The sequence below is a fragment of the Lactiplantibacillus xiangfangensis genome (assembly GCF_001438845.1).
In the GTDB taxonomy this organism is placed as follows: Bacteria; Bacillota; Bacilli; order Lactobacillales; family Lactobacillaceae; genus Lactiplantibacillus; species Lactiplantibacillus xiangfangensis.
In genome coordinates this window covers 65,742-77,365 of record NZ_JQCL01000051.1, presented here as the reverse complement: position 1 = coordinate 77,365, position 11,624 = coordinate 65,742, and the positions used below count along the sequence as shown (strand labels likewise).

Sequence of the window (11,624 nt, the reverse complement as noted above, 5' to 3'; positions counted from 1 at the left end):
TAATCAACGACCATTAAAAATACATCATCAACAGACTGCCATTGAAAGATTCCGGGCTTGTTCGGATTAAACTTGTAATTTGCCAAACCATAAAAGAATTTAACTCCGACATTCCCGACAATCGTTACCGGCTTAGCAACAATGATGTTCTTAATATTCTCACGTTGTGTGTCATCAAGCATATTGTACAGCGATTCCGTTGGTGTCCCACCATTCAACGTCAACGTGGTGCCCGTGTCATCGATCGACCAAGTAAAGGCCGAATCATCCGGTGTCGCATCCCGCAACAAACTGATTCGAGAAGTCGCCAATTGATTGCCCGCAGTCACGTCTGAAGCCATTAAGTGATTAGTAAGGTTCTTACGATCAATTTGTTTATTTTCTGAACTAACCATCGACTGTAAATCAATCGTCTGACTATCAACTCCACTGGCTTGTGATGGCACTGCCGATTTAGCCTGGCTTAATGCCTCATCTGAACTATCCGATGCCGTTGACGATTGGTTACCACTCGTTGCTGACTGATCAACTGAATTGGACTCACTGGTTGCCACTTGACTAGTCACATGACCAGGATCAGATGACGCGTTTTTCCCATCACTTTCCGCTGGTTGACTAGCACTACTTAATTCGCTCGTTGCTTGGCTGCTTTGGCTAGTCTGACTAACTTGGCTCGTCGAACTAGTCGTACTTTGACTTTTACCACTGGTCACGGTTGAGCCCGTTACTGACACGGTTGATTGCGTTGCCTGTTTTAGCGGTACCGTTGAACCCACCGACGCAGTCCCATTCACAATCGTCTGGTCAACCGACTGCTCATCGGTTGACGTGGACGTTGTCGCCGCGCGCGCTTGGGTTCCCCATAATAAACTGCCGCCAACAGTTACAACCGTTACACCAGCGAATAGCCAATGACGACCTGACTTATACATCCGATAATGAATCTTGGGTGATTTTGAAACTTGCATCAATTTTTTGCTACTCATCTCGTAGCCCCCTAAAATTGTTTAAACAACCTAATCCATCTCAACAAAATTTATGGAAGTCCAATCGTTACGATTAGCTCAGGGCTTTCGGTTTAACTATATCACCATTATGAACCTTAAACATAGTGAAGCTTTTCAAAATCAAAAAAAAATCAGCTATTTTACAAGATAGCTGACTCAATTAGTTATTTAACGACAAATATCCGGGTGACTTACTTTTACTCATTCGAAGAAACGTACTGCACATTGGGTTGACTAATCATTGTATCGATGGCTAAAACGCGTTGCCGGACGGTCGTGATAGCTTCAGCGGCTAACCAACTTTGCAACTTGTTTTGACCCGCACTGAGCACCGTAGCATTCGGATAAATACTTAGCAACACCCAGCTAGTCGGCGTCGCTGGCAACGTCGCCGCGTATTGAATTAGGCTGCCATTGTGCAACTGGTTCCAATCCGCTTTTAACGCCATCAGCCACTGAGCGCCAGCGGTGAATTCGGTCAACAATAATTGATTGGTAGTCTCACCACTCACCTCAAAGCCATCAGCAGTTGAAACTAAAACTTGCGGTTTTAATTCGGCCATTTGATGCTTCCTGACAACTTGCTGCGCTAACTGGCCATAGCGCTTAAACTGTGGTGACTGCGCGTGAATCTGGTAACTCACTTCGTCTTGATATAGCTCAAACACTTCGTTGCGCGTACCCGCACTATCCGCATGCGTCGCAAACATCGCTAACGTTCCCGGCTCAGTCCGCAGTGAAGTCAACAAATTAGCCGTTCCCCCGGCAACGAACGCTGCCCGGTCACGAGCCTCAATGGTCAGCTGATAATGGCGAAAAATCGGTGGTTTGCTTATAGGCTTCATCACGCACCTCACTTTAGCGCTGGTAAGGGCTTAATGACCTTGGCAGGCACACCGCCGGCCACACAATTATCGGGGATGTCACGCGTGACGACCGCCCCAGCGGCAATCACCACGTTATTCCCAATATGGACGCCACCAATGACGGTCACGTTGCCACCAATCCACACATCGTTTTCAACCGTAATTGGTGCCGTGTGCGTTATTAAATAGCGGCTACCATCCGGTCGGGTGCCAAAGCGCTTGGTCGCATCCAGCGCGTGTTCCCCACAGTAAAACTTCGTGTCGGGCGCAATGATCACCCGGTTACCGAGCGTGATTCGATTGGAGTCTTGAAAAAAGCAGTTGCCATTGATAAAGACATCGTCACCTAAAGAGATGTGGTCCCCATAAATGGCTTCAAAATGGCCATTCAAAGTCACCCGCTGGCCCACTTGGTGAAACAAATCGGTGATTGCGGTTTGACGAGTCGCCAAATCAGTTGTGGTATTAATCACTTGAACCAGTCGCCGCCCCTTCGCCAACATGGCCTGTAAGGCTGGATCACGGTAATCATAATCTTTTCCAGCTAGTAATTTTTCATGCTCCGTCATTGTCATAACGTCACCCTTCTTTTTAAATTTACAGTTCTAAACCTTCATCAATTAATTTCATCTAATGCTGTGACTTGGTCGCGTCCCTATTTAATTGAACTGGCGTTTTCAATGGGCCGTCCCTTCCTAACACTAATCATCATAATCCGTGATTTTAATTATGTAAAAGTCCTATAATGTATACATATCAATGCCAAAAGAGAATAGTGAGGCTAATCATGGAAACCCGAATTTTACACTACTTTTTAACCATTGCACGCTTAGGCACAATCTCAGCGGCTGCCCGCGAGCTCCACGTCGCCCAGCCCACACTCAGCCGCCAGATTCAACAGTTAGAGGCCCAACTTGAAATCCCATTATTCACCCGTGAACATCATCAAATGAAACTGACTAAGGCCGGCTTAACTTACCAGCTTCATGTCCAACAAATCCTGACTGAACTCGACAACGCCAATCAGCTCGTTAAGAACAGTAATAACAACGAGCTGACGGGACCCATTAACATCGGGTGCGTTGAATCATCGGTCACTACACAACTTTCACCCGCACTGGTTGATTTTCAACGGGCTCATCCCAGCGTCATTATCGACATGCACGATGCGGATGGCAACACGATTAAGGAACGCCTCGACCGGGGGCTACTCGAAATTGGCGTCGTCTCAACTCCAATCAACACCGCCAAGTACCACGCCTTGCCACTCTCCATCCGTGATCGTTGGGGTGTGGCATTACCCGCAACCGATCCCATGGCCAAGCGACCCAATATTCAGGTTTCTGATTTGGCGGGGCGTCCGCTGATCATTCCGCACCGGTCATTAGTTAAAACGGCTTTAAACGATTGGTTACAACCGATTGCGCCCTTGCACATCGTTGGCGAATATAATTTACTGACCAATTCCTTTTACCTAGCAGCCGCCGGGTTAGGACTACTTGTGTGCATTGAGGGCGTTACCTTACCAGCAACGAGTCAACTAACGTTCGTCCCATTTACCCCAGCTCACCACCTGCAACACGTTCTGATTTGGCGGCAAGGGGTGCCCTTGAGTGGACCGGCCCAAGCTTTAATCGATACTTTAAAAACCAAATACAAGTCATAGTCACCAATACTAATAAGGTCGCGTTTCCGAATTTTCAGAAACGCGACCTTTCATTTAAGCTTATTAAGAATTTGACGACAAGGCTAATAGTTGGTTTGCATTAGAGAATAAGATTTGCGCCTTTTCAGCCGTGCTTAACGGTAAGTGCTCAATTGCGATGGCAATTTTGCTGCTAGCTCCCACGGGTAAAATACCAAACGGTGCGTCGGTCCCAAATAGGACGTGGTCGGTACCAAAGTAGTCCACCGTTAGATTTAACGCGGCGGTATTCCCTAAGATAGCCGTATCCACGTAAAACTTATGGAAATCAGCCGATTGACCCGGCGTCATAATGGCATTGATGCGGCCAGCGAAAAACGGCACCATCGCCCCCGCGTGATGAACAATGATCTTCAAATCGGGATAACGCTGAAAGACCCCACCGACAACTAATTCCCGCATTGCTTGGGTTAATTCATATTCCCAACTAAAAACAATATTGTTGTCAGGCTTACGATCATCAAAAACGGGATGTAGCCAAATGGGCAGTCCTAGCTCTGCAGCGGTCTTAAATACTCCATCAAATTCAGGGGTCCGCAATACTACGGCCGAGGGCACGGGTAAATAGCTGAATACCTAGCAAGTTCGTCGTTGACTTCACCTGATCACGCATTATCGCTCGCGCCCCTGCAACGTTATTCATCGGCACCATTGCAACGGCCCCACAAAACTGATCCGGATGCGTCGTCACTAAAGCGGCTAATTCCTGATTTGCAGATTGACACAGCGCCAAGGCCTGCTCTGAGTCGACGTAGTCTTCAGGATTTATATTCATCATACTGATAACTTGGCGGGTCGGAATCGTTCGGTGTTGCCGCCGATAATCGAAATCAACCAACGCTTGATTTTGAATATAACTGGCTTTTTCTGGAATTTTAGCATCAATCGCCAACATTTTTTGATAGAACTGTGGCGTCACAACGTGCGCAAACACGTCGATAGGAATCTCTTGTGCAAGTGTCATTCATTAACTTCCTCTCTCGATGGACCGAGCTCTCAACTCACCTTCATTGTACAATTATTTTACAGAATTGTTACAAAAATTAACCGCACTAAAACAAGGAAACCGGTACCCACCGATTTCCTTGTTCTATTACGCTTAGTTTTTAAGCCCGTCTTGTTCACGGTCAACCGCTCGCTAATCTTAACTGGATCAGCTATCCTGAGCATATCAGTTTTAATAGCTCGTACCGAACTTTTAGCCTCTCATTAATACTCCTCGAGATACAAGGTCGGCGTTTGAACTGGTTGGGTCGTTTGTAGGAAAGCCGCGTGAAACTCAAGATCATCTTGTTTAATCAAAATGTCTTCCAGCTCTTCATCCGAATACCGACTTAAGAAACGTTTTAAATCAAGGGCCGTCAAATGTTTATGGTCGGCATTTTCAACTTGTACTAGCATGCAATTGGCCTCCATCAAAATTATTGTCTTACTCTACTTTACCGCAAATATTGCTTTAATTATTAAAAATTTGAGAGATATCCTGAACGTTTTTATTAATTGGGGAAACATTTTACGCTAAATACAATCCAGCTGCATAGCCAGTTTCCACTTATTCAAGCTGGCGAAAGCGCTTAAAGCAGACAAGCATAATCTAATTTATACACCATATTCGCAACAAATCAAAGAATTACCATCGATTGTATCATTTTTACAGGCTTTTTAGCTATTAAACCAATTGCACCGTCGCATCAGCTCTGCTACGTTTAATGTAAGTTACATAACCAATTAAAAAATTAGGAGTGATCTTATGCAATACACTTATTTAGGTCGAACTGGCATGCGCGTCAGCCGACTCTGTTTAGGCACGATGAACTTTGGTGCCCGAACTAGTCAGGACGAAGCCTTTAAAATTATGGATCGAGCTTTAGAACTCGGCATCAACTTTTTTGACACCGCGGATGTTTACGGCCAGGGCGCAACTGAAAAAATCATTGGTAACTGGTTCGCCCAGGGAAATCAGCGCCGCGAACGGGTTGTTTTAGCAACGAAGACGTACGAGCCCATGGATGACCCTGTCGACGGTCCTAATGATGCCCGCGGAATCTCGGCGTATAAAATCTACCGGCACCTAGACGCCTCCCTAAAGCGCCTTCAAACTGATCACGTTGAGCTTTACCAGATGCACCACATTGATCACCGAATTAACTGGAACGAAGTTTATGGCGCTTTAGAAAACGTGATTCAACAAGGTAAAGCTTATTACGTTGGGTCAAGTAACTTTGGTGCCCGGCACCTAGCTTACGCCAAGGCCGCGGCTGACAACCGTCACTTCTTAGGACTCGTCAGCGAACAACACCGTTATAACTTACTATGCCGGTTGCCCGAACTTGAAGTCCTACCAGCCGCACAGGAATTAGGCATGGGCATTCTCACGTGGAGTCCCCTCGGTGGCGGCTTGCTAGCGGACCACTTACTCGATGGCAATACCGATCCCCAGAGCAAGCGGGCCGCCGCCGTTAAGCGACTCACTCCCGCCCAACGTACCCAACTCCAACGTTACGCCGACCTCTGCGCTGACCTAGAAGAAACGGAATCAAACGTTGCCATCGCTTGGTTATTAGCCAATCCGGCCGTGACGGCACCCGTTATTGGACCGCGAACCGTTGGCCAATTGGAAAACATCGTTCACGCCCTAGACATCAACTTATCACCCGACGTTTTGGCTGAACTAGACGACATCTTTCCTGGCCCCGGTGGTGCGGCCCCAGAAGCGTATGCTTGGTAATCGTGGATAACTTAATAACGCGCAATGCAACCCGCTTGATTCGGGTTGCATTGCGCGTTATTCGTTTAATTGCTGATAACAACTAGTGTTAAAACAGCATCATTCTTTTAATTGGCACTAACAACTAAATGTTCATTAACAAAAGCGTCAAACCCTAGGCGATACATTTCACGCCCATAACCAGAATTCTTGACCCCACCGAATGGCAGTTCTGGCAAAGTAGCCCAGGCGCGGTTAATAAACGTCATCCCGGTCTCTAACTGACTAGCAACTTCTTCGGCGTGCGCCACGTCTTCAGAGAAGATGGCACTCCCTAAGCCGTAACTAGAATCATTGGCCAAGGCAATCGCTTCTGCTTCAGATTGAACCACGTAAACCGTGGCAACCGGGCCAAATAATTCTTGGTTGTAGGACGGATTATCCTTAGTCACGTTCGTCAAAATCGTTGGCTGGAAGAACGCCCCGGGAAGGTCAACGGGTTCGTTACCGTAATAAACGTGCGCGCCAGCCGCCACCGCTGCGTCGACCCGCTTTTGCAAAGTCTCCTTAGCGTGCATTGAGGTTAATGGCGCTAGCGTCGTTTCAGGATCTAGCGGGTCGCCCATTTTAACGTTCTCAAAGGCTTCCTTTAAAATCGCTAACAATTCTTGATACTTATCTGGCATCACGATAAACCGCTTTGAAGCCGCACAGATTTGCCCCGCGTTGGATAACCGGGCTTGTGGTGCCCACTGCTTAACTTTTGCCATGTCAGCATCCGCTAAGACGATAAACGGATCATTCCCGCCTAATTCCAAGGTTGACTTTTTCAGGTTAGCGCCGGCTTCCTTAGCCACAGACGCTCCGCCCCGTTCGGAACCGGTCAAGGCAACCCCGGCCACTCGAGGGTCAGCGATGGCTTTAGCCACTTGGTCGTAACTAATGAACATGTTAGTCAAACTGCCCGCTGGTGCGCCCGCTTCCTTAACGATATCAACGAAGGCTTCGGCACTACTTGGTGTATTGGATGCATGCTTCAATAGCAGTGGATTCCCAATCATAAAGTTCGGCGCAAAGACCCGCATAATTTGATAGTATGGAAAATTCCATGGTTCAACCATAACTAAAACACCCAAGGACTGCTTTTCATAATGGGCATCCCCGATTGAAGTCGTCAATGGCGTTGGTTGTAGGAATTCATCCGCGTGGTCGGCAAAGTAGTCCGCAATGTCGGCACAAAGGTCAACCTCCGCTTCCGATTCACCAATCAGCTTCCCCATTTCCTCCGTCACGGTCACTGCTAAGGTGTGCCGGTGTTCCCGTAACAGGTCCGCCACTTTATGCAGCGTTGCTTGTCGTGAAGTTGCGGGTTCCTTACGCCATTGCTGATAAAGCGCGTGTCCGGTCGCTAACGTGGCTTCCAATTCGCTATTGGAAGCGTTTTCAAATTTCTTCAAAACTTTATTATTGTATGGATTGATTGTTTGATAGGCCATAATAAATTCTCCTTTTTTAGACCAAAGTTAGACTTTGGCTTTTAATAACAGCTACCCAATTTATACTTTACCCCTACTAGTGGGGGTTAGAGCAAGTAAAAGGTTCCAGAATAGCGATTTTCTTAAACTCGACCAATCTGACCCTGATTAGTATTGACGGTGACTTAATTAATCCGTAAAATAGCACCCATGTGATCAAAATACGTGACAGGCTCAATTGCTTGTCGTAAGGAGTTCCCTTTTATGGCACAAGTATACGTTGCAAGTCCCTTTTTCAGTCCCGAACAGGTCGACCGCGTCATCCGACTCGAACAGGCCCTCGCCAAAAATCCGACGGTTAAGGATTTTTATTCGCCCCGGTTGCACCAAGATGCGCAGGCCGAACAATTCACCAAGCCATGGGCCACTGAAGTTTTTCACCGCGACATGGATCAAATTGCCGCCGCTGACGTAATTGTCACCGTCTTAGACTTTGAAGCCAAAAATCTTGATTCGGGGACCGCTTACGAACTCGGTGTCGCTACCATGCGGAACCTCCCCATCTTAGTCTTGCAAGAAAAAGACGAAGCGGTTAATCTAATGATTACTGAAAGCATGCACTGGTACACTAAGCAAGTTGCAGACTTTGAAACGTACGACTTCAATACCCTACCTAAGGGTGAATTCGTTGGTGAAATCTTATAGTTAACTTTGGTCGTCCGGTAATCACTTCCGGGCGACTTTTTTAAATGCAATCACCACAAAAAACTATCTGAGGATGTCGCTTCGCTCGGCCCTCAGATAGTTTTATTGATAAAGATCCTTCGGGCTTCTTATTACACAAATAGATTTGTAATTCCCATTCCTCGTCTTCCCCATCCTAGATAAGACTTGGATAGCCATGTTAGCAAATCCACTAACTGTGGAGAAAGTTTCTGTTGAGCACCTAACAATGATAATTCTGTTTTTAATTTTGATGCAATCATAGTATCCGATTGATGCTTACTTAACCCTTCTTGTGCCTTTGTTAAAGCGACCACTTCAGCCTTAGAAATAGTTTTATTACTAAGTGCGGTATCTATCAATTCTACCAGTTGCATCTTTGCTGATTTAGCCATGTTGCTAATCCCCCTAACACAATTCTATAAATGCGCTGATCTTACCCAGCCATCTGCAATTACATGTTGTAAATGAGCAGAATAGCCGGTCGTCTGACGCATCACAATTTTCTTAGTTCGTGTATCCCGATAGAAGGTATATGGTTCAGCTGTATATAGCTTTACCAATTTTCCACCAATCACATTTGATAGTTCTGAACTAATTAAAACTTTTTGACTATTCATATACCCAAGCACATCATTCATTTTAAATTTGTAAGAGCTAACTTACAAGTATCATTGTATTCTCTCTCAATTAAAGCAAGATCATTCAGGTAAATTAATGAAGCCTAAGCTTAGAAGAAAGCGATATTCAAAGATTTCGTTTATAGGCTTATATAGTTTCGTGTATAAACTGATACCTCAGGTGCTTTTAAACGAGTTTACGGTACTTCTTCTCTGCTATACTTCAAATTGGATGGACTATAAATCATTTGGACAGAAGGGGTAGCAATGACTGAAGTAGCTAAGGACCTGACTGAATTTAACAAAATGAAAAATGGAGGATGGTATGATGTTGCCGATCCAGAGATCGCCCGGATTATGAATGAAGCAAGTCAATTGAGCTTTAAATATAATTACGGTGACCAAAACATGGATCCAGAAACTATTAAAGAAAAACTATTTGGCCGCGCCAATAAAACGAACCTAGTATTTACTCCAATTAGAATGGGTTTTGGCGTAAATACTTTTCTTGGTGACGGAGCAATGATTAATTACGACTGTGATTTTATGGATCATGGAACGATTAAAATTGGCAGTCGAACTCTCGTTGGACCGAGATGCCAATTTATTACGGTTTATCATCCATTGCACGCAGAGAGTCGCTTGCTTGGAAAGATGTTCACCAAGCCAATCACCATTGGTGCTGATTGTTGGATTGGTGCAGGAGCAACTATTATGGGTGGCGTGACTTTAGGAAACAAAACTATTGTTGCTGCGGGAGCGGTCGTTACGCATTCCTTCCCAGATGGTTCTGTAATTGTTGGAGGGAATCCTGCCAGAGTCATTCGTCAAACGGATGATGCTCATTCAGACATCCCTGATAATGAGTTCAAAGCGCGTCGACTAATCACTAACATTGACACTAAGCAACTACATGTAGGCGATACTGAACAAGTTGCGGCCATGACGCTCCCACCTAATACACGAGGTGGCCATTATAGTTTTAGCTCAAGTAATGATTCGATTATCACAATCTCACACGAAGGGAAGATTACTGCGGTGGGTAATGGAGAAACAACTATAACAGTCCTGTTCATCCAGCCTGAGTTTGATCAGGTAATATCTCAGGATATTAGAATCACAGTTATTTAATTTTTATTTTTGGAGGAAAAGACATTGAAATTCAAAAAGTTAGCATTGAGATTCTCAGCACTATTTGGAATTTTTTTGTTTTTCACATCCCTGGCCGGACAACCAGTACGAGCTGATACTCAGGTAAATAATCCCTATAACGATATATCAACAACTCAACAGGCACGCGGGTATTACACTTCTGATACGAAAGTTAAGAATGGAATTTATATTGGTGGCGTGTATCTAGTGAATGACAATCATATACTGATGGCTTATGCACCGAGTCAATCGTCGAGTCAGCTACGTCAAGCCATCTCGAATGCTGCTGCTTTCTGGAACAAGGCGGCGGGTAAGACAATTGTCCAAATAACGAATGATGCCAAAGATGCAGATGTTACATACGCTCAATATTCTGATTCGAATTTAGGTGGCTATGCACAAACTGACTATATTCTCAGAGTAACAGCCATTAACGCAGCCACTTTCGATACGTCAAAACAAGCCGCTTGGGATGACATCGTTGCTCATGAAATGGGCCATGCACTGGGACTTGGCCACGCGGATGCCGGTGGTGCTAATTTAACCGATATTATGGCTGGAGACAAGGGACAACGCAGCGTTTATAAAGGACTCGGTTCTCCTACCAGCTATGACAAATCAGCAATGAATATTGCATCGACCGATTTTATTGCAACTTATAATGACAGTAACGAACAATTGAATGGTGATTTACCAAATGACTCATACAAAATCGATGGGTTAAAAACATTTTTTGACTCTGTAATTGCTTATGCGAAAGCTCACAATTGGAATTATCCAGATTACTTAAGCATGGCACAAAAACTGGACGACAAATTGGGTACGCACAATCACTTTGGGGCTGTCATGGATAATTCCGCCACACCAGATTATCTGAATCTAGTAGAATCAACAGCCGCGCGAATCGCTGTTACTTCAGGTTACCTTCCTGCTAACCCACAGCTGACCAAGTATATGAACATGACGGTTAAGATGCCAGTTTATTTTGTCTCAAGTGAAGAGAGCGCTACGGGATTGCCACAAGTTCTGGGGATTAGTTCGTTTAATAGTGTTTACGATTCTTCACATGGTACCTCAACCATGGAGCCTGTAACCTTGCCGACATTTAAGGGATACAAACCACAGGCTAAGGCCAGCATTGGTATTTTAGACCTCCTTGATAACAATAGTTCGCAAATTAAGTACGTACCTGACTCCACTACTCAAAAGGCACCAATTTTAAATGTTAATCAATATGGTTCCGCTCGAAATGGGACGTTAGTATTCAAGTTAAGATAAACAGGTGATAAGACATTTGCTTAATCAACGCTTCCGAGGACAGTCAATTCCGAAACGAACTGAACAATAGAATTAAGTAAGACCCACAAAG

11 protein-coding genes and 2 pseudogenes are annotated in these 11,624 nt (G+C 45.1%); 5 read left to right on the top strand and 8 right to left on the bottom strand.

Features of this window, described 5'->3' with window-relative positions; genetic code table 11:
* Positions 1–887: 887 nt before the first annotated feature.
* From IV64_RS14645 to IV64_RS04320, 3 genes and pseudogenes are all read right to left on the bottom strand, one after another.
* Positions 888–932, bottom strand: a pseudogene (locus IV64_RS14645) (KxYKxGKxW signal peptide domain-containing protein); the annotation flags it as partial.
* 272 nt (positions 933–1,204) lie between these two features.
* Positions 1,205–1,852 carry a putative quinol monooxygenase gene (locus IV64_RS04325; RefSeq protein ID WP_057705919.1) on the bottom strand — a complete coding sequence of 216 codons (648 nt, stop codon included), beginning with the start codon at positions 1,850–1,852 and terminating at the stop codon, positions 1,205–1,207.
* 8 nt (positions 1,853–1,860) lie between these two features.
* Positions 1,861–2,448, bottom strand: a complete 588-nt coding sequence (locus tag IV64_RS04320; protein WP_057705918.1) for a sugar O-acetyltransferase — start codon at positions 2,446–2,448, stop codon at positions 1,861–1,863.
* 212 nt (positions 2,449–2,660) lie between these two features.
* On the opposite strand from IV64_RS04320, the gene IV64_RS04315 reads away from it, so the two are divergent.
* A complete protein-coding gene (locus IV64_RS04315; protein WP_057705917.1) occupies positions 2,661–3,539 on the top strand; it encodes a LysR family transcriptional regulator in 879 nt (292 codons plus the stop codon).
* A 63-nt stretch (positions 3,540–3,602) separates the two neighbouring features.
* Here the strand turns inward: IV64_RS04315 and IV64_RS04310 are convergent.
* Positions 3,603–4,542, bottom strand: a pseudogene (locus IV64_RS04310) (amidohydrolase family protein).
* 245 nt (positions 4,543–4,787) lie between these two features.
* Positions 4,788–4,979, bottom strand: a complete 192-nt coding sequence (locus IV64_RS04305; protein ID WP_057705916.1) for a hypothetical protein — start codon at positions 4,977–4,979, stop codon at positions 4,788–4,790.
* A gap of 349 nt (positions 4,980–5,328) precedes the next feature.
* On the opposite strand from IV64_RS04305, the gene IV64_RS04300 reads away from it, so the two are divergent.
* Positions 5,329–6,306: an aldo/keto reductase gene (locus IV64_RS04300; protein ID WP_057705915.1), complete on the top strand. Its 978-nt coding sequence runs from the start codon at positions 5,329–5,331 to the stop codon at positions 6,304–6,306.
* 107 nt (positions 6,307–6,413) lie between these two features.
* Here the strand turns inward: IV64_RS04300 and IV64_RS04295 are convergent, their stop codons facing one another.
* Complete coding sequence (locus tag IV64_RS04295; RefSeq protein WP_057705914.1) at positions 6,414–7,781, bottom strand: NAD-dependent succinate-semialdehyde dehydrogenase; 1,368 nt, start codon at positions 7,779–7,781, stop codon at positions 6,414–6,416.
* A gap of 243 nt (positions 7,782–8,024) precedes the next feature.
* Here IV64_RS04295 and IV64_RS04290 point away from each other — a divergent pair, with 243 nt between their 5' ends.
* Positions 8,025–8,465, top strand: coding sequence for a nucleoside 2-deoxyribosyltransferase (locus IV64_RS04290; protein ID WP_057705913.1), 441 nt, complete (start codon positions 8,025–8,027; stop codon positions 8,463–8,465).
* 131 nt (positions 8,466–8,596) lie between these two features.
* Here IV64_RS04290 and IV64_RS04285 read toward each other — a convergent pair whose 3' ends face one another.
* Together IV64_RS04285 and IV64_RS14850 are read right to left on the bottom strand one after the other, a co-directional pair.
* Positions 8,597–8,878, bottom strand: coding sequence for a bacteriocin immunity family protein (locus IV64_RS04285; RefSeq protein ID WP_057705912.1), 282 nt, complete (start codon positions 8,876–8,878; stop codon positions 8,597–8,599).
* A 24-nt stretch (positions 8,879–8,902) separates the two neighbouring features.
* Positions 8,903–9,103 (bottom strand): lactococcin family bacteriocin, encoded by a 201-nt coding sequence (locus IV64_RS14850; protein ID WP_162261253.1) that lies wholly within the window; start codon positions 9,101–9,103, stop codon positions 8,903–8,905.
* Positions 9,104–9,370: 267 nt separating this feature from the next.
* Here IV64_RS14850 and IV64_RS04280 point away from each other — a divergent pair, with 267 nt between their 5' ends.
* Both IV64_RS04280 and IV64_RS04275 read left to right on the top strand, forming a co-directional pair.
* The gene (locus IV64_RS04280) at positions 9,371–10,234 is read left to right on the top strand and encodes a DapH/DapD/GlmU-related protein (RefSeq protein WP_057705911.1); all 864 of its coding nucleotides are present in this window, start codon (positions 9,371–9,373) and stop codon (positions 10,232–10,234) included.
* A gap of 24 nt (positions 10,235–10,258) precedes the next feature.
* Positions 10,259–11,533, top strand: coding sequence for a snapalysin family zinc-dependent metalloprotease (locus IV64_RS04275; protein WP_057705910.1), 1,275 nt, complete (start codon positions 10,259–10,261; stop codon positions 11,531–11,533).
* Positions 11,534–11,624 lie beyond the last annotated feature (91 nt).